14 protein-coding genes are annotated in these 18,992 nt (G+C 66.7%); 8 read left to right on the top strand and 6 right to left on the bottom strand.

The features are described from left to right. Positions 1 to 84 precede the first annotated feature (84 nt). Positions 85 to 5,529, top strand: a complete 5,445-nt coding sequence (locus tag P2G62_RS06400) for an alpha-2-macroglobulin family protein (RefSeq protein ID WP_275734053.1) — start codon at positions 85 to 87, stop codon at positions 5,527 to 5,529. After that, a complete protein-coding gene (gene pbpC / locus P2G62_RS06395) occupies positions 5,530 to 7,566 on the top strand; it encodes a penicillin-binding protein 1C (RefSeq protein ID WP_275734052.1) in 2,037 nt (678 codons plus the stop codon). On the opposite strand, the gene P2G62_RS06390 is transcribed toward pbpC, so the two are convergent. Both P2G62_RS06390 and P2G62_RS06385 read right to left on the bottom strand, forming a co-directional pair. Beyond that, a complete protein-coding gene (locus P2G62_RS06390) occupies positions 7,556 to 7,813 on the bottom strand; it encodes a hypothetical protein (protein ID WP_275734051.1) in 258 nt (85 codons plus the stop codon). The two genes, pbpC and P2G62_RS06390, sit on opposite strands and share 11 nt — an antisense overlap. Beyond that, entirely contained in the window at positions 7,813 to 8,988 is a 1,176-nt protein-coding gene (locus P2G62_RS06385) for an acetyl-CoA C-acyltransferase family protein (RefSeq protein WP_275734050.1), read from the bottom strand. Before P2G62_RS06385 ends, P2G62_RS06390 begins: the two co-directional genes overlap by 1 nt. Positions 8,989 to 9,168: 180 nt before the next feature. Between P2G62_RS06385 and P2G62_RS06380 the strand changes: the two genes are divergently transcribed. Then, complete coding sequence (locus tag P2G62_RS06380; RefSeq protein WP_275734049.1) at positions 9,169 to 9,795, top strand: LysE family translocator; 627 nt, start codon at positions 9,169 to 9,171, stop codon at positions 9,793 to 9,795. Between the two features lie 38 nt (positions 9,796 to 9,833). Further along, positions 9,834 to 10,487, top strand: coding sequence for a pseudouridine synthase (locus P2G62_RS06375; protein WP_275734048.1), 654 nt, complete (start codon positions 9,834 to 9,836; stop codon positions 10,485 to 10,487). Between the two features lie 35 nt (positions 10,488 to 10,522). Here the strand turns inward: P2G62_RS06375 and P2G62_RS06370 are convergent, their stop codons facing one another. From P2G62_RS06370 to P2G62_RS06355, 4 genes are all read right to left on the bottom strand, one after another. Beyond that, positions 10,523 to 11,659, bottom strand: a complete 1,137-nt coding sequence (locus P2G62_RS06370) for a saccharopine dehydrogenase family protein (RefSeq protein WP_275734096.1) — start codon at positions 11,657 to 11,659, stop codon at positions 10,523 to 10,525. Between the two features lie 12 nt (positions 11,660 to 11,671). Beyond that, entirely contained in the window at positions 11,672 to 11,911 is a 240-nt protein-coding gene (locus P2G62_RS06365) for a WGR domain-containing protein (RefSeq protein ID WP_275734047.1), read from the bottom strand. A gap of 66 nt (positions 11,912 to 11,977) precedes the next feature. Beyond that, positions 11,978 to 12,688, bottom strand: coding sequence for a response regulator transcription factor (locus P2G62_RS06360; protein WP_275734046.1), 711 nt, complete (start codon positions 12,686 to 12,688; stop codon positions 11,978 to 11,980). Beyond that, positions 12,685 to 14,589 (bottom strand): PAS-domain containing protein, encoded by a 1,905-nt coding sequence (locus P2G62_RS06355; protein WP_275734045.1) that lies wholly within the window; start codon positions 14,587 to 14,589, stop codon positions 12,685 to 12,687. Before P2G62_RS06355 ends, P2G62_RS06360 begins: the two co-directional genes overlap by 4 nt. Positions 14,590 to 14,785: 196 nt before the next feature. Here P2G62_RS06355 and P2G62_RS06350 point away from each other — a divergent pair, with 196 nt between their 5' ends. The 4 genes from P2G62_RS06350 (at position 14,786) to P2G62_RS06335 (ending at position 18,944) form a co-directional block, all read left to right on the top strand. After that, the gene (locus tag P2G62_RS06350) at positions 14,786 to 16,753 is read left to right on the top strand and encodes a long-chain fatty acid--CoA ligase (protein ID WP_275734044.1); all 1,968 of its coding nucleotides are present in this window, start codon (positions 14,786 to 14,788) and stop codon (positions 16,751 to 16,753) included. Continuing rightward, on the top strand, positions 16,750 to 17,568 hold the full coding sequence (locus P2G62_RS06345; RefSeq protein WP_275734043.1) for an ABC transporter ATP-binding protein: 819 nt from the start codon (positions 16,750 to 16,752) through the stop codon (positions 17,566 to 17,568). The genes P2G62_RS06350 and P2G62_RS06345 overlap by 4 nt, the downstream gene beginning before the upstream one ends. A gap of 41 nt (positions 17,569 to 17,609) precedes the next feature. Then, on the top strand, positions 17,610 to 18,596 hold the full coding sequence (locus P2G62_RS06340; protein WP_275734042.1) for a branched-chain amino acid ABC transporter permease: 987 nt from the start codon (positions 17,610 to 17,612) through the stop codon (positions 18,594 to 18,596). A 168-nt stretch (positions 18,597 to 18,764) separates the two neighbouring features. After that, positions 18,765 to 18,944 (top strand): hypothetical protein, encoded by a 180-nt coding sequence (locus P2G62_RS06335; RefSeq protein ID WP_275734041.1) that lies wholly within the window; start codon positions 18,765 to 18,767, stop codon positions 18,942 to 18,944. Positions 18,945 to 18,992: the final 48 nt, after the last annotated feature.

Raw genomic sequence — 18,992 nt, 5'->3', positions numbered from 1 at the left:
GAATTTAGCCTTAATCCGCGCAACCACCGTTGCCACGCCCAAGGCCGCGTGAGACCATCGCCCTGTCTTTCGGGAGGATGTATTATGCGTGTGTCGTTCAAAGCCCTGTCTCTTGCCGCCGCGATCTTTTGCACTGCGGTGCCGCTGATGGCGCAGGACGGACCGCTGGTGCCCGCGCGGCGCATGGTCTTTACCGAAGGCATGGATCTGGCCGGGCGCGATCTGGCGCAGATCTTCGACACCACGCTGGAGTCGTGCGAGGCCGCCTGTCTGGCCAACCCCGCCTGCGAGGCGGTGACCTTCAACGCGCGCAACAATTCGTGCTTCCCGAAGGCCGAGATCACCGCAACCAGCCCCTATCAGGGGGCATTTTCCGGCTTCGTGCGGGCCGCGGCGCCGGGGGCGGAAACGCTGGCACAGCAGCGCGCCGCTGAACTGGGCTTCCTGAATGCAGAGGATTTCGATGCAGCCCTGCGTCTGGCGCAAGGTCTGGGCCGCCGGCATCTGAGCGGGGATTGGTCCGAGGCGGATTTGGCGAAGGCGCTGGCTGCGGCGCGCGGGCGCGGCAATCTGGATCAGATCTGGCGGTTGCAGGGCGCATTGCTGACCCTGACAGATGCGCCGGATCAATGGGTCGAATATGCGCGCACGGTCCTGACGAAAGACGGGCGCAAAGGGGTGGCCTTGGCCATTCCGGCGGCGCTCAACGGCTATTTGCGTGCGCCGGGCAAGGCCACCCGGGCCGAGGCGTTGAGCGTCCTGGCCCAGGCGTTCGAATTGGCCGGGCGCGGGCGCGACATGATCCCGGCACTGACGCTGGCGCAGGCCCTGTCGTCGCGCACCGATATTGCCGCCGCACTGGACGATGCCACCGCCAAATACGGTTTCCGCGTTTCGGGCCACGAGGTCGAAGCCGACAGCGCCAGCCCGCGGATCTGTGCGCAGTTCAACGCCGATCTGGTTCGCGCGGGCACCGATTACGCCAGCTTCGTGCAGCTGCCCAAGCCCGGCCTTTCGGTCGAGGCAACGGGCGACCGGATCTGCGTCGAGGGGTTCAGCCATGGCGAACGCCAGAGCCTGACCTTCCGCAAGGGCCTGCCCGCCGCCTCGGGCGAGGTGCTGGCCAGGGATGTGACGATCACCGCCTATATCCGTGATCGTTCGCCCGCCGTGCGCTTCCCGGGCCGGGCCTATGTGCTGCCGCGTGCGGTGGATGCGGGGCTGCCGGTGGAAACCGTGAATACCGAACATCTGGACCTGCGTCTGCTGCGTGTGTCCGACCGCAACCTGGTGGCCGCGATGCGCGAAGATTACTTCGCCCGCTCGCTCGACTATTGGCAGGCAGATTACTTCACCGACACGATGGCCGAAGAGGTCTGGACCGGGACCGCCGATGTCGCGATGCAGGTCAACCGTGACATGACCACGCGCCTGCCCGTGCAAGAGGTGACGGGGCCGCTGGGGCCCGGGGTCTATGCCTTGCAGGCCAGCGTTCCGGGCAAGGACGAGATGGACAATCCGGCGGCGACGCAGTGGTTTGTCATCTCGGATCTGGGGCTGAGCACCTATTCGGGCACCGATGGGCTGACGGTGGCGGTGCGCGGGCTGTCCGATGCCGCGCCTCGCGCCGATGTCGCGGTCGAGCTGATTTCCAAGGCCAACGCCGTGCTGGGCCAGACCCGCACTGATGCCGCAGGCGTGGCCCATTTCGATGCGGGGATTGCTGCCGGGCGCGGCGCTGCGGCGCCCGCGCTGGTGACCGTGGCTTCGGGTGATGACATGGCCTTCCTGTCGCTGACCGATGCCGAATTCGACCTGTCCGATCGCGGGGTCGAGGGCCTGCCGCCCGCGCCGCCGATCGACGTGTTTCTGGCGACCGATCGCGGCGCCTACCGCGTAGGCGAGACGATCCATGCCACGATGCTTGCGCGCGATGCGGCCACCCGGGCGTTGCCCGGCCTGCCGCTGACCGCCGTTCTGATGCGTCCCGATGGCGTGGAATATTCCCGGATGATCGCCACCGATGCCGGGGCGGGCGGCCATGTGGCCAGCTTCGCGCTGGGCGGGCAGGCGCCGCGCGGCACCTGGCGGCTGGATGTCTTTGCCGATCTGAAGGCCGCACCGCTGGCCAGTTCCAAGCTGCTGGTCGAGGATTTCCTGCCCGAACGGATCGACTTTGACCTGTCCCTGCCCGATGGCCTTCTGGCCGGGGGCGACATTCCCGAAATCGGTGTGGACGCGCGGTATCTGTTCGGCGCACCGGGCGCCGATCTGGAGATGGAAGGCGATCTGCGGCTGAGCGCGGCCACCGATGTGCCGGGGTTCGAGGGCTATCGCTTCGCCCGCCACGATGCGCCTTTCTCGCCCTGGAGTGCATCGCTGGGCGATGGCACGACCGATGCCGCGGGCCATGGCCGCCTTTATGCCGAGCTGCCCGACATGGGCGACGACGGCAAACGCCCGCTGGATGCCACCTTCACCGTGCGGGTCAAGGAGGGCTCGGGCCGTCCGGTGGAACGCAGCATCAGCCGCATCATCCTGCCGGCCGATCCGGTGATCGGCATTCGCCCGATGTTCGACGATACCGTGGCCGAGGGGGCCGAGGCCCGCTTCCGCATTCTGGCGCTGGGGCAGCAGGCCGCGCCGGTGCCGATGCAAGTGCATTGGGTGCTGAACCGGGTCGAGACACGCTATCAGTGGTATTCGCTTTATGGCTCGTGGAACTGGGAGGCCGTGACCCATCGCAAGGCGGTTGCGCAGGGCGATCTGAGCCTGGGCGCCGAGGGCCCGGCCGAAATCGGCGTGCCGGTCGACTGGGGGCAATATGAGCTGGTGGTCGAGCGTGTGGGCGGTGCCTATACCGCCAGTTCGGTGGGCTTCGACGCGGGCTGGTATGCGCCCGCCGATGTGCTGGCCAGCCCCGACCGGCTGGAGCTGTCGCTGGACAAGCCGGGCTATCGCAGCGGCGATGTGGCGCGGCTGCGGGTGGTGCCCGCGACCGATGGCGTGGCGTTGGTCTCGGTTCTGTCGAACCGTCTGATTTCGCTGAAATCGGTGCCTGTGACGGCGGGCGAGAATGTGATCGAACTGCCGGTGACCGATGATTGGGGCGCAGGCGCCTATGTCACCGCCTCGGTGATCCGCCCGCTGGAGGCGGACGCGCCCGAACGCGCCCCGGTGCGGGCGATGGGGCTGGCGCATGCCGCGGTGGACCCGGGGGCGCGCCAGTTGCAGGCCGCCTTCGAGGCGCCCACGGCATCGGACCCGCGCGCGGCCCTGCCGGTGGCCATCAAGGTCGATGGCGTGGCGCCGGGCGAAACCGCGCATGTCTCCATCGCGGCGGTCGATCTGGGGATCCTCAACCTGACCGGGTTCAAATCGCCCGACCCCTCGGCGCATTATTTCGGTCAGCGTCGACTGGGCGTCGGCCTGCGCGACATCTACGGGCGGCTGATCGACGGGCAGGCGGGCGAAGACGGTATCATCCGGTCGGGCGGCGATGCGGGGCGCGAGATGACGACGCAGGCGCCGCCCCCCACCGAGGAACTGGTGGCCTATTTCTCGGGTCCGCTGGAGGTGGGCGCGGATGGCTATGCCCGCACCGAATTCCAGATGCCCGCGTTCAACGGCACCGTGCGGCTGATGGCGGTGGTGTGGTCGGAAACCGGGGTGGGGCAGGCGCAGGCCGATGTGCTGGTGCGCGATCCGGTGGTGGTGACCGCTTCGGTGCCGCGCTTCCTGGCGCCGGGCGACCAGTCGCGGATGCTTTTGGAAATCGTGCATGCCAGCGGCCCCTCGGGGCGGATGGGGCTGGATCTGACCTCGGCGGGGTTGGCACTGGGTGCGGCGCCTTCGGGCGTCGATCTGGCCGATCTGGGCAAGACCGAACTCAGCGTGCCGATCACGGCGCCACAGACCGCCGGGCTGCATCAGATCCGCATCGCGCTGACCACGCCCGATGGCAAGCTGCTGGAGAAGATGCTGACCCTGCCGGTGCAGCAAAACGACCCGGCCGTGGCGCATCAAAGCCGCTTCGATCTGGCGGCGGGGAACAGCTTCACCTTCGATGCCAATGCCCTGAGCGGTTTCGTTCCGGGCACCGCGCGGGCGATGCTGGCGGTCGGCCCGCTGGCGCAGTTCGATACGGCGGCGCTTCTGGATGCGCTGGATACCTACCCCTACGGCTGCACCGAGCAGGTGACCTCGAAGGCGCTGCCACTGCTTTACCTGTCCAGCGTGGCCGAGACGATGGGGCTGGCCAGCCCCGCCGATCTGCGCGACCGGGTCGAGGTGGCGATCCGCAAGGTGCTGACCAATCAGGATGCCTCGGGGGCGTTTGGTCTGTGGTCCGCCAGTTCGGGCGATCTGTGGCTTGATGCCTATGTGTCCGATTTCCTGAGTCGGGCGCGCCACGAAGGCTATGCCGTGCCCGATGCGGCCTTCCGCAATGCGATGGACAACCTGCGCAATCAGGTGAACTACGCCCCCGATTTCGATGGCGGCAGCAATGGCGGCGGCCGCGATCTGGCCTATGCGCTGATGGTGCTGGCGCGCGAAGGCGCGGCCTCGGTGTCGGACCTGCGCTATTATGCCGATGTGAAGGGCGGCGATTTCGCAACGCCGCTGGCTGCGGCGCAACTGGGCGCGGCGCTGGCCTCTTATGGCGATCAGACCCGGGCCGATGCGATGTTTGCGCGGGCGGCCGCGCTGCTGGCACAGCCCGAGGATGCGGCGCTGTGGCGGGCCGATTACGGCACCGCGCTGCGTGACCGCGCCGGCGTTCTGGCGCTGGCGGCGGGGGCGGGATCGCAGGCGGTGCCGCTGGCCGATCTGGGGCAGGGACTTGCCAGCCGGATCGCCGGGCAGCGCCTGTCCACGCAGGAGGCCGCCTGGACCCTGCTGGCCACCCACGCGATGATCGACCGCCCCGGCCTTGACGGGTTCACCGTCAACGGCGCGCCGGTCGATGGGCCGCTGCTGCGGATGATCGGCGCGGATACGGCGGGCCAAAGCCTTGATATCCGCAATGGCACGGCGCGGCCTGCGGTACTGACGCTGACGACAATCGGCGTGCCCGAGGTGCCCGAACCTGCGGGTGGCAAGGGGTACTCGATCACCCGGCAGCTTTACGCATTTGATGGGAGCCCGGTCGATCCGGGGGCGGTGAAACAGGGCGACCGTCTGGTCGAGGTGCTGGAAATCACCCCGCATGGTCCGGTCGAGGCGCGGCTGATGGTGGCCGATCCGCTGCCGGCCGGGTTCGAGATCGACAACCCCAACCTGCTGCGCGCGGGCGATCTGGCCGCGCTTGACTGGTTGCAGGTCGAGGAGAATACCGAGATGACCGAGTTCCGGCAGGATCGGTTCCTGGCCGCACTGAACTGGCGCTCGGATCGGTCGTTCCGTCTGGCCTATATCCTGCGCGCGGTAAGCCCGGGCAGCTTCCATCGTCCGGCGGCCTCGGTTGAGGACATGTATCGCCCCGACCAGCGCGCGCAGACCGGGGCGGAGCGGGTGGTGATCCAGTAGATGCACCGCCTGCTTGCGGCTCTGGCGGTCGCACTGGCGCTGTTGGGCGCCGGGCGCGACGGCTTCGACGACTGGATCGCGCGCACCGACCTGCCCGCGCTGGTGGTGCCCGTCGGCACCGAGGTTGTGGCCCGCGACGGCAGCCTGCTGCGCGCCTTTCCGGTGGCGGACGGGCGCTGGCGGCTGGCGCCGGGGCCCGTCGATCCGGCCTATCTGCGCCTGCTGATCGCATTCGAGGACCGCCGGTTCTACGATCACGCCGGGGTCGATCCGCGCGCGGTTCTGCGCGCCGCATGGCAGGGGCTGCGGGCGGGGCGGATCATCTCGGGCGCCTCGACGCTGAGCATGCAGGTCGCGCGGCTGCTGGAGGCTGGGCCGACCGGCACGCTGCGCGGCAAATTCCGGCAGGCGCGGGTCGCGCTGGCGTTGGAACGGCATCTGTCCAAGGCCCAGATCCTTGATCTGTATCTGCGGCTGGCGCCCTTTGGCGGTAATCTGGAAGGGGTGCGCGCCGCCAGTCTGGCCTGGCTGGGCAAGGAACCGCGCCGCCTGACGCCCGCCGAGGCGGCGCTGCTGATCGCGCTGCCGCAAGCGCCCGAAAGCCGCCGCCCGGACCGGGCGCTGCAGGCCGCACAGGTGGCGCGCGACCGGGTTCTGGCGCGGCTGGGCGCGGCAGGCGCACTGACGCCCGAGCAACTGGCCGCCGCGCAGGCAGAGCCGATGCCCGGGCCCCGGCGCGACTTTCCCGCGCTTGCCCCGCATCTGACCGATCGGCTGGCGCGGGCCGCCCCGCAGGGCGCCCGGATCGAAACCACGATTGACGCCGGGCTGCAACGCGCCGCCGAGGCGCTGGCGCGGCGTGCGGTGGCGGGGCTGGCCGGGCAGGTCTCGGCCGCGATGATCTTTGCCGATCACCAAAGCGGCGAGATCCTGGCGCAGGTCGGCGCGGCAGACTGGAGCGATGACAGGCGGGCGGGTTTCGTTGACATGACGCAGGCGCTGCGCTCGCCCGGGTCGACGCTGAAACCCTTTGTCTATGCGCTGGCCTTCGACGACGGTCTGGCACATCCCGAAACCCTGATCGAGGATCGCCCGGTGGCCTTTGGCGCCTGGCACCCGCAAAATTTCGACCGCAAGTTTCGCGGCACCGTCAGCATCCGCACCGCGCTGACGCAATCGCTCAATATCCCGGTTGTCACCCTGACCGAGGCCTTGGGGCCGGCGCGGCTGATGGCCAGCCTGCGCCGCGCGGGGGCCGATCTGCGCCTGCCCGGGGGCGAGCCGGGGCTGGCGGTCAGTCTGGGCGGTGTGGGTATCACGCTGCAGGATCTGGTGCAGGCCTATGCGGCGCTGGCCCGTCTGGGCGCGCCGGTCCATCTGTCGGCCGAGGCGGGCGGGGCCTATCCGCTTGATACCCGGTTGTTCGGGGCGGTCGCGGCCTGGCAGGTCACCGATATTCTGGCGCGGATCGCACCGCCGCCGGGCGGGCAACCCGGGCGGATCGCCTACAAGACCGGCACCTCTTATGGCCATCGCGATGCACTGGCGGTCGGGTTTGACGGGCGGCATGTGGGCGGCGTCTGGCTGGGGCGGCCCGATGGCACGCCGGTGCCGGGGGCGTTCGGTGGCGATCTGGCGGCGCCCGTTCTGTTCGAGCTGTTCGCGCGCGCCAAGGCCACGCCCGATCCGTTGCCGCCACCACCGCCCGCGACGTTGCTGCTGCCCAACGCGCGCCTGCCGCTGCCGTTGCAACGGTTTCGCCCGCGCGATGCGATCTTTGCCGAACTGCCCGAGGATGCGCCCACGCTGGTCTTCCCGCCCGACGGGGCGGAACTGGAGGCACCGCAGGGCGGGTTGGTGGTGAAGCTGCGTGGTGGGGTGGCCCCCTTCACCTGGCTGGCGAACGGGGTGCCGGTGGCGATCGGGTCACGGCTGCGTGAAACCACGCTGCCGATGCCGGGGCCGGGGTTCGTGATGCTGACGGTCCTGGACGCGCGCGGGCGTTCGGCCAGCGCGCAGATCCGGCTCAGGCCCTGAGATCGCGGGCCGCCAGCAAGGCCTGGGCCGCGGCGATCGCATTGGCCACCGATTGCCGTGCGCGCGGAGCATTGGCCCAGCAGGTGGTTCCCAGATGCGCGGCGACAAGGCGGCAGATGTGGTCAGGTTCGGCCCCGGCCAGCGCCTGCGCCGAGCCGAAGCCGATTTCCTCGAACCGGGCCAGAACGGTCGGTCCGACCAGAGGCGCGGCCAGCAAGGCCGCGCGCTCGTCAGGGGTGAAGGACATCACACCCGTTCGATGGCGATGGCGATGCCCTGACCGCCGCCGATGCACATCGTGATCAGCCCGAGTTTGCCGCCCGTGCGCTGCAGATGATACATCGTCTTCACGGTCAGCAGCGCGCCGGTGGCACCGATCGGGTGGCCAAGCGCAATCGCGCCGCCGTTCGGGTTGACCTTGGCCGGGTCGAGGCCGAGTTCCTTGGACACCGCCAGCGCCTGCGCGGCAAAGGCCTCGTTGCTTTCGATCACGTCGAAATCGGCAACGGTCATGCCCAGTTTCTCGCACAGCTGCTGCACGGCCGGGATCGGGCCCAGACCCATCACCTCGGGGCGCACGCCCGCAACCGAGTAGCCCAGGATCTTGGCCATCGGCTTCAGACCGGCGGCTTCGGCGGCTTCGGCCCGGGCCAGCACCACGGCGGCGGCGCCGTCATTGATGCCGCTGGCGTTGCCCGCGGTGACAGAGCCATCCTTCTTGAACACCGGCTTCAGCCCGCCGAGTTTTTCCAGCGAAGTCGATTTCGGATGCTCGTCGGTGTCGAAAACCACCGTGCCCTTGCGCGAGGCGATTTCAAGCGGGACGATTTCTTCCTTGAACAGGCCGGCCGCGATGGCGGCAGCGGCGCGGTTCTGGCTTTCCATCGCGAAGGCGTCCTGATCGTCGCGGGTGATGGCGCATTCGCTGGCCACGTTTTCGGCGGTCACGCCCATGTGGCCGGTGCCGAAGGGGCAGGTCAGCGCGCCGGTCATCATGTCGATCATCTTGGCGTCGCCCATCTTCTGGCCGAAGCGGGCCGAGGGGATGATGTAGGGGCCGCGGCTCATGCATTCGGCACCGCCTGCCAGCGCGAAATCGGCGTCGCCCAGCATCAGCGCCTGCGTGGCCGAGACGATCGCCTGCGCGCCCGAACCGCACAGGCGGTTGACGTTCATGCAGGGCGTGCCGACGGTCACACCCGCTTCCAGCGCGGCAACGCGGCTCAGATACATGTCGCGCGGTTCGGTGTTCAGAACGTGGCCGAACACGACCTGACCGATCTTGTCGGCCTCGATCCCGGCGCGTGCGATGGCGGCCTTGGCGGCGGTGGTGGCCAGTTCGATCGGCGTGAAGCCAGCAAGGCTGCCGCCAAAGGTGCCGATGGCGGTGCGGGCGCCCGAAAGAATAACGATGCCGGTCATGGAAAACTCCCCAGGATGGTTGCGCGCAAACCCTAGCGCGCCGCCCCCCCGCACGCCAGTTGGCCGGGACGAAGCGACGTAGCGTAAATTTCGCAGTTGGCGCTATCATCGTGCCTGGTAAAGGGAATTGCGTGGGCCGATGGTTCGGCTAAGCTCCGCCCGTCCAGCCGGAGCCAGCCCATGTTCGATATTCTTGCCACCTACCCGACCGAGCAACTGATCGCCTTCATGATCGGTGGGCTTGTGCTGAACCTGACGCCGGGGTCGGATGTGCTGTTTGCCACCGCCAGCGGCATTCAGGGCGGGCCGCGCGCAGGCGCCGCGGCGGGGCTGGGCGTTGGCCTTGGCGGCATCGTGCATGTCACGCTGGCGGCGCTGGGCCTTTCGGCGCTGGTCGCGGCGCATCCCGGTGCCTTGGGGGTGATCCGTTGGGCCGGCGCGACCTATCTGCTGTGGATCGCGGTGAAAAGCTGGCGTGCGGGCGCGCCGCATATGGTGGCCGCCCGCGGCCCGATCGGTCCGGCCGAAGCCCTGCGGCGCGGCGTGACGATCAATGTGCTGAACCCCAAGGTGATGCTGTTCATGCTGGCCTTCCTGCCGCAATTCACCCGTCCCGAATACGGGCCGGTCTGGCAGCAGATCGTGCTTCTGGGCAGCATCGTGACGATTACCGGAACCCTTACGACCATCGGCTACGGCCTGACGGCGGGGTGGCTTGGCGCGCGGCTGGCGCGGCGGATGGGGGTGCTGAACCGGGTGGCGGCGGTGCTGTTTGGTGGTCTGGCCGCGCGGCTTGTGATCGACTGAGGCTTGACGCCCCGCGCGCCCCGCGCCATCCCCGGAACATGAGCGATTTCATCTATTCTCCGCCGCCCGAGGCCCCGCGTATCCTGTATGCGGATCACGAGATCCTCGTGGTCGACAAACCCGCAGGCCTGCTGTCGGTGCCCGGGCGCGGCGAGGACCGGGCCGATTGCCTGATCAACCGGCTGCGCGGCGCCTATCCGACGGTGCTGTTGGTGCACCGGCTGGATCTGGATACTTCGGGGGTGATGATCTTCGGCCTGACCCCGCATGCACAGCGCCATCTGGGGCGGCAATTCGAGGACCGGCAGACGAAGAAGCAGTATCTCGCCCGGCTCTGGGGGCATCTGGAGCCGAAGACGGGGCGGGTCGACCTGCCGCTGATCGTCGACTGGCCGAACCGCCCGCGCCAGCATGTGAACCACGAGACCGGCAAACCCGCGCAGACCGATTGGCGGGTTCTGCGCCACGACCCGGACGGCACCACGCGGGTGCGGCTGACGCCGCTGACCGGGCGCAGTCATCAGTTGCGGGTGCATATGATGGAACTGGGCCATCCGATCCTGGGCGATCCGCTGTATGCAACGGGGGCGGCGCGGGACTATCCGCGGCTGATGCTGCATGCCGAAAGCCTGCGCATCCGGCACCCCGACAGCAACCAGACCATGACCTTCAGCGCGCCCTGCCCGTTCTGAGGGCGGTGGAGGCAGGGGGGCAAAACCCCCGGGGGTCAGGTCAGGTGGTTGTGCTTGGCCAGATATTGCGCCTGGGTGTCCAGCGCCGCCAGCCAATCCGCAACCAGTTTCGCATCATGCGGCGCGGGGTGAACGCCTGCGGGGATGGTGCGCGCCAGAACCGCTTCGGTCGCCAGCGACACCGGCCCCGACACCAGCCGTGCCATGGCCGATCCGCGCGCATCGCCTGTCGCATCCAGTGCCCAGGATTTGTGCCAGACGGGGCGCCCCGCGCGTTTGGCCTGCAGCGTGACATGCAGCACCACGCGGTCGGGTTCGCCGGGGCCATAGGCATTCTCGTGCCAGAGCCTGTCGGCCAGTGTGGCCAGCCGATCCCCGGCGCCTGGGGCGTCATCCTCCAGCGCGGCGAAGACAGGCTTCCAGGCCTCGGCCCAGCCCATCAGCCGGATCGTGCCGCGCACGAAATCCTCGATCTTCCAGCCCGGATCGAAGCGATAGTCCGCGATGAAGGGCAGGCTGTCGCGGTTGGGGTAGACCTCGAAACTTTCGGGGCGGGGCAGGGTGGTGTCGAAGCGGCTGACGGCTTCCCACGGGCGGCTGACCCGCAGTTCCGAGAAATGCCGGATCGAGCGCGAGGGAGATTTCAGCGCCCGCAAGACCCCCAGCGGCGACCAGCTGAATTTATAGCGAAACGCGTTGGGCTGCGCGGGCACGCCGCCGCAATAGGAATGGAACGACAGCGTGGTGTCCGGGCCGGCCAGACCGCTGGTCCGATAATCGGCCACCAGATCATGCGCCATCAGATGGTCGATCCCGGGGTCGAGCCCGACTTCGCCGACCAGCGCCACGCCAAGATCACGCGCGCGGCCATCCAATGCGCGCAGCGCATCGCTCAGATAGGACGAGCAGACGAAATGCGCCTCTGCGTCCAGCGCGATTTCAGCAAGGCTCAGGTGCAGGTCGGGCGGCAGCATCGAGACCACGACATCGCCGGGATTGAGGGCCGCGCGCAACGCCTGCGGGCTGTAGGCGGCGATACGCGCCGGGCGCCCGCCGATCAGCGCATAGGCGGCGGGTTCGTCGATCGTCCAGACCGTCACCGCGCGGCCCTGGTCGATCAGTCGCCGCAGACCCGGCCCCGAGCTAAGCCCCGTTCCACACCAATGGATCATCGCGCCCATGGTTCAGCCCCGTGCCGTCTGGCGTTCGGTCATCCGGTAGCCACGCGCGACCGCCTTGCCGCGCCAGCGGTCGGCGGCATGCACAGCTTCGCGCAGGTTGGAAAACCAGTTTGCCCGGCTGCCCGCGCGCCGCCCCTGTCGGCCCCATTCCCGCAAAACGGTGTATTCCCCGAACAGATTGTCCGAAATTTCAACGCGATAGAACGCCCTGGAGGGCGCACGGTGGAGCAGAAGGGTCAGCATGGCAGTGCTTTCGATCCGGGATTTGTGCCAGGGAATCAGAAGCGGCCGGGCAATGCCAGCGCAAAATCACTCCCACCGGACCTCACCCAGAAAGATATAGCCCGCGCCGTAGATCGTCTTGATAAGCCGCGGGTTCTTGGGGTCTTCGCCCAGCTTGGTGCGCAGCCGAGAGATCCGCACATCCATTGCCCGGTCGAAACTTTCGCCCGCCGCGCCGCCCAGGCTTTCTTGCATCTGCGCCCGCGAGATCAGCCGGTTGGGTGCGTCCAGGAACAGCCGCAACACCTCGCCTTCGGCATGGGAAAACGGGGTTTCGGTGCCTGCGGCATCCACGAGGATGTAGCGGTCGAAATGGGCGCGCCAGCCGGCGAAATGCGCGACCTGCGCGGCGGGGCCGGCATCGGCGCGATGCTTGCGCAGACGGGCGCGGATGCGGGCCACGACCTCGGCCGGATCAAAGGGTTTGATGATGTAGTCGTCCGCCCCGAGTTCCAGCCCGGTCACCCGGTCCTGCACCTGCGCACGGCCCGAGATGATGATGATCGCCGCGCCCGATTCCAGCGCCAGCCGATGCACCAGCGCCAGACCGTCGCGGTCGGGCAGGCCTAGGTCGACCAGGCAGACATCGGGCGCCATCCGTTTCAGCGCGGCCTCGAATTCGGTGGCGCGGCCATAGCTGGTGGTGCGAAACCCGGCCTCTTCCAGCGCGTCCGACAGCATCCGGCGGATTTCGGGTTCGTCGTCCAGAATGGCGACATGCGGCTGGGCGGCGGTCATTGGCAGGCTCCGGCAATCAGGGCCGCAAGCTCGGCCTGGGTGAAAGGTTTTTGCAGGACAGGGCAGGGCGCCGAGGCGCGCAAACTATCGCCCGGCGGCAGCGAGGTCATCAGCGCGACGCAGCGCCGCCCGGTCAGTTGCCGCGCCAGATCGACGCCGGTCGTCGCGCCGGGCAGCTGCACGTCGGACAGCACCATGCCGATGTCGGGCAGGTTGGCCAGCGCCTGCGCTTCGGCGATGGTGGTCGCCTCGATCACGCTGTGGCCCAGCCCGCGCAGCATTTCGCGCACATTGGCGCGGATGTCGTCGTCATCCTCGACCAGCAGCACCAGCATCGGCCGCTGCGGTTCGGCGTGCCGCAGCGGCAGGCGCAGGGTGATGCGCGCGCCGGTGGGGGTGTTTTCCAGACGCACCGTGCCGCCCGCCAGCTTGGTCTGGTCATAGACCATCGACAGCCCAAGGCCCGACCCTTCGCCGCCCTTGGTGGTGAAGAACGGATCGAGCCCGCGTTCCAGCGCCTCGGGCGAGAAACCCGGGCCGGTATCGGAGACGGCGATCTCGACCCAGGTGTCGCGCACCTCGTGCGCCTCGATCGTGATATAGCCGCCCGCCGGGGCCATCGCATCGCGCGCGTTCAGCAGCAGGTTCAGCAGACTGTCTTGCAGCGGGCCGGGATCAAGCAGAATCGGCGTATCCAGCCCGGCGGTGAAGATGTCGAGCGTGACCGCCGCCCCCAGCGTGGGCCGCGCCATTGCCGCCAGATCGTGCAACAGATCGCCCAGCACCACGGCCTGCGGGCGCAACTCGCGCGGGCCCGAGATGGCCGCGATCCGGTCCAGCAACATGCCGCCACGTCGTGCCGCCGCCAGGGTCGAGCGGGCGATTTCGGCGGCCTCGGGGGGCAGATGTGCCATCCGCTCCAGCCGCCCCTGCAGGCCCAGAATGATCGTCAGAAGATTGGCAAAATCATGCGCCAGCCCCGAGGTCAGCTGCGCCGCCAGTTCCCGTTTGGACGATTGCGCAAGCGCCGCGCGGGCCTGTGCTTCGTGGGTGACATCGGTCGACAGGATATAGACGCCGTTGACCCCGCCCGCGCCGTCGCGGTCGGGTGTCAGTGCGATGCGGATACGCCGGCCCGTGGGGGCGTGGGTGATCTCGATCACATTGGCCTCGCCCGCAAGCGCACGCGAGAAGCCCGGCTCGATCCGGGCGAAGGTTTCGGTCCCCAGGGCCTCGGCCGCGGGCAGGCCCACCACGTCCAGCAGGCTGCCGGGCATCACCTCGGACAGTTTGCGGTTCGAGAAGGTATAGCGAAAGTCCCGGTCCACATGGGCGATATGGGCAGGCATCATTTCGGTGACCTGCCGGGTGCGCGCCTCGATCATCGTCAGCTCGCGCTTGGCCTCTTCCAGCGCGGCATTGGTGGCACCGAGCGCACGGTTCGCCTGCGCCAGACGTTCGGCGTTTTCCAGAACCTGTTCGGACAGCTCCGCCGAATGGGCGCGCAGCAGGGCCTCTTGCCGCTTGATCTCGGTGATGTCGGTATAGACGGTGACCCAGCCCCCCTGCGGCAGGGGCGATCCCTCGACCGCGATCGTGCGACCGTTGGCGCGGGTGCGTTCCATGTAGTGCGGCTCAAATGCGCGGGCCTGATCGACGCGCGACCACACCGCCTCTTCGATGTCGGCGACGGGGCCGTAATCGCCGCGTTCGATCAGATAGCGGATCGTGTCGGAAAATGGCGTGCCGGGGCGGGTCAGCGCTTCGGGCAGGTCGAACATGCGCTGATATTCCCGGTTCGACACCGCCAGCCGCAGATCGCTGTCAAAGATCGACAGGGCCTGCTGGATCAGGTTCAGTCCGGCCTGTGTCAGCCGTTCGCGCGTGTCATCCGTTGTCATCTTTCCGCCTCCGTCTTCTTCGCTAACATCGCGGCGGGGTGGGGCAAAGAGAAGAAATCACGCTGAAAGAATTCGTAAGAATCCAGAAAAAGTCAGGAAAAGTTTGACGCCGAGGGTCACGGCATGACGCTATGGGCGACGGAGGAATCGCCCACCGCGGCGAGGGGCGCCGGTTTGCCGGCGTAAGGGAGGATCAATGGCTGACGCAGTTGCGGCAGAGGAATCTGCGCATTCGATTCCGGCGCTTTTGGCCCGAAACGTCAAACGTTTCGGCGGCCTGCCCGCGTATCGGGAAAAGGAATTCGGTATCTGGCAAAGCTGGACCTGGGCCGAGGCCGCCGAGGAAATCCGCGCCATGGCGCTGGGCTTCCTGAGCCTTGGGGTCGAGCGGGGCGATTATATCGCGATCATCGGGCGCAACCGCCCGGCGCATTACTGGGCAATGGTCGCGGCGCAGATGTGCGGCGCGATTCCGGTGCCGCTGTATCAGGACGCGGTGGCCGAAGAGATGGCCTATGTTCTGGAAAACTGCGGCGCGCGTTTTGTCATCTGCGGCGATCAGGAGCAGGTCGACAAGGTGGTCGAGGTCGAGGACCGCATCCACCACATCCAGCATGTGATGTATACCGACAAGCGCGGCATGCGAAAATACGACCATTCGCGGATGAACGCGCTGGAAGATGTGCAGTCCGAGGGCCGCGCGGGCCATTACCGCTATGAGGAAGAGCTGAGCAAGCGCATCGCGGAACTGACCTATGACAGCACCTGTGTGATGCTTTACACCTCGGGGACGACGGGCAAGCCCAAGGGCGTTGTGCTGTCGAACCGCAACATCATCGAGACTGCGAAGAATTCGGTCGCCTTCGACCGGCTGACCCATAACGAAGAGGTTCTGGCCTATCTGCCGATGGCCTGGGTGGGCGATTTCATCTTCTCGATCGGGCAGGCGATGTGGGCGGGCTTCACCGTGAACTGCCCCGAAAGCCCGGCCACGATGATGACCGACCTGCGCGAAATCGGGCCGAGCTATTTCTTCGCGCCGCCGCGGGTGTTCGAAGGCCAGCTGACCAATGTGATGATCCGCATGGAAGATGCGGGGCGGTTCAAGAAGAAGCTGTTCGATCATTACATGGCCGTTGCGCGCAAGGTCGGACCGAACATTCTGGACGGCAAGCCGGTCAGCTTCGGGCAGCGCCTGAGCTATCTGCTGGGCAATATCTTCATCTACGGGCCGCTGAAGAACACGCTGGGCTTTTCCAACATCCGCGTGGGCTACACCGCGGGCGAGGCGATCGGGCCCGAGATCTTTGATTTCTACCGCTCGCTGGGCATCAACCTGAAGCAGCTGTATGGCCAGACCGAGGCTTCGGTGTTCATCACGCAGCAGCCCGACGGCCAGGTCCGTTCGGACACGGTGGGCGTGCCGAGCCCGGGCGTCGAGGTGAAGATCGGGGACAATGGCGAAGTGTTCTATCGCAGCCCCGGCACCTTTGTGGAATATTACAAGAACCCCGAAAGCACCGCCTCGACGAAAGACGCCGAGGGCTGGGTCGCAACGGGGGATGCAGGGTTCTTTGAGGAAGGCTCGGGACACCTGCGTATCATCGACCGCGCCAAAGACGTGGGCAAAATGGCCGATGGCCGTCTGTTCGCCCCGAAATATGTGGAAAACAAGCTCAAGTTCTACCCCAACATCCTTGAGGCCGTGGTCTTTGGCGCGGGTCGGGATCGTTGCACCGCCTTCATCAACATCGACCTGACGGCGGTGGGCAACTGGGCCGAGCGTAACAACATCGCCTATGCGTCCTATCAGGAGCTGGCCGGTCATCCGCGCGTCTATGCGATGATCAAAAGCCATATCGACGAGGTCAACGCCAGTGTCGCGCAAGATCCGATGCTGTCGGGTTGTCAGATCCATCGCTTCCTGATCCTGCACAAGGAACTGGATGCCGACGATGGCGAGATGACCCGTACCCGCAAGGTGCGCCGCAATATCGTCGAAAGCAAATATGCCGATCTGATCGCCGCGCTCTATGACGGGCGCGACAGCGTCTACACCGAGACCGAGGTGACCTATGAGGACGGGCGCAAGGGCAAGATCACGGCGACGCTGACCCTTGCCGATGCGCAGGTGGCCCCGGAACAAAGGATGGCTGCGGAATGAACGACATGAGCGAAGGATACGTCACCGCAGACGGCCGCAAGATCGGCGGCGTGCTGATGGAGATGAAGAACATCACCCTGAAATTCGGCGGTGTGACGGCGATTCAGAATATCAGCTTCGACATTCGCGACGGCGAGATCCGCGCGATCATCGGGCCGAACGGCGCGGGGAAATCCTCGATGCTGAACGTGATCTCGGGGTTCTATGTGCCGACCGAGGGCGAAGTCTGGTTCAAGGGCTACAAGCGCGGGCCGATGAAACCCTATCAGGTGGCGCAGCTGGGGATCGCCCGGACCTTCCAGAACATCGCGTTGTTCGATGGCATGTCGGTGCTGGACAACATTATGACCGGGCGGCTGACCCTGATGAAATCGGGGCTGCTGTCTCAGGCGATGTGGTGGGGCGGCGCGTCGAAGGAAGAGGACGAACACCGCGAAAAAGTCGAGAAGATCATCGACTTCCTTGAAATTCAGAATATTCGGAAAACGCCTGTCGGTCGTCTGCCCTATGGTCTGAAGAAGCGTGTCGAACTGGCGCGTGCGCTGGCGGCGGAACCCAAGATCCTGCTGCTGGATGAACCGATGGCCGGCATGAACGTCGAGGAAAAAGAGGACATGTGCCGCTTCATCCTGGATGTGAACGACGAGTTCGGCACGACGATTGCCCTGATCGAGCACGACATGGGTGTGGTCATGGACCTGTCCGACCGCGTCGTGGTGATGGATTACGGCAAGAAGATCGGTGACGGCACCCCCGACGAGGTGCGCAACAGCCAGGAAGTGATCGACGCCTATCTGGGGGTGGCCCATGACTGAGTTTGCCCCCACGACCCGCATTCAAGCCACGGAGGCGCACCATGCCTGATCAACTTCTTTTCGCGATGGAGGTCACCCTCAACGGTCTGATGGCGGGGGTGATGTATGCGCTGGTCGCTCTGGGCTTTGTGCTGATCTACAAGGCCTCGGGCATCTTCAACTATGCGCAGGGCGTTCTGGCGCTGTTCGCGGCGCTGACGCTGGTCGGTATTCAGCAAGGCCAGGTGCCCTTCGCGCATCTGATCAACGCGGTCACCGGCGGTCACCTGACGCATTTCGGCTGGACCGTGCCTTCGGTGCTGGCAATCATCCTGACCGCCGCGGTGATGGTCGGTCTGGCGATCGTCATCGAGAAACTGGTGCTCAAGCATCTGGTCAATCAGGCGCCGATCATCCTGTTCATGGCGACCATCGGCATGGCCTATTTCCTGGAAGGGTTTGGCGATGTGATGTGGGGCGCCGACATCAAGAAGCTTGACGTCGGCCTGCCGCAGGGCATCTCCGAAACCGTCGAGGGCCTGACCGACAGCATCTTCGGCTATGGCTTCTTCATCGACAACCTCGACATCGTGGCGACGGTGGTCGCGATCCTGCTGGTGACCGCGCTGACGCTGTTCAGCCAGTATTCCAAACAGGGCCGGGCCCTGCGCGCGGTGGCCGACGATCACCAGGCGGCGCTGTCGGTTGGGATCTCGCTGCGCTTCATCTGGATCCTGGTGTGGTCGATCGCGGGTTTCGTGGCGCTGGTCGCGGGCATCATGTGGGGCTCCAAATCCGGGGTGCAGTTCTCGCTGTCGCTGATCGCGCTCAAGGCGCTGCCGGTGCTGATGCTGGGTGGCTTCACCTCGATCCCCGGTGCGATCATCGGCGGGCTGATCATCGGCGTGGGCGAGAAGCTGTTCGAGTTCCTGGCCGGTCCGTTGATCGGAGGCGCGACCGAAAACTGGTTTGCCTATGTTCTGGCGCTGATCTTCCTCGTGTTCCGGCCGCAGGGTCTGTTCGGCGAAAAGATCATCGAGCGGGTGTAACGGCGATGAAAACTGTTTGCGATAACAAGAAAATCGTTGATCGGTGCGCCGGGGTGCGACATTCTGACACGGATCTGACCACCAAGGGGAGTGGAGGCCCCGGTCGGAGGGAAGGGACGCAAGCGCGGCCCGACATGGCCGCGCAGGGGATTGGGAGGTCCTTTGGGCATGAAAACCTGTGCAACCGTGTTCACAATCGGATGGGGCGCCGCGCTGGCCTTTGGATGGATCGCGCTGGCCGCACCGCCGGGCGAACCGCAAAGTCTGCAAATTCTGAATATCTTGCTGGCAGCACTGGGTGCGGGCGTCGGGATCTTTTCCTGGGTGCGCATTCGGCGGGGCTGCTGAGGGGAGCGACTGACGCCATCCCCCAAACGATCAATGGGGGGAGGATCT

Origin of the sequence: Paenirhodobacter sp. CAU 1674 (assembly GCF_029222945.1) — a bacterium.
In the GTDB taxonomy this organism is placed as follows: domain Bacteria; phylum Pseudomonadota; class Alphaproteobacteria; order Rhodobacterales; family Rhodobacteraceae; genus Rhodobacter.
The sequence above is the reverse complement of the archived record's forward strand: the minus strand, read 5'-3'. Positions and strand labels throughout refer to the sequence as shown.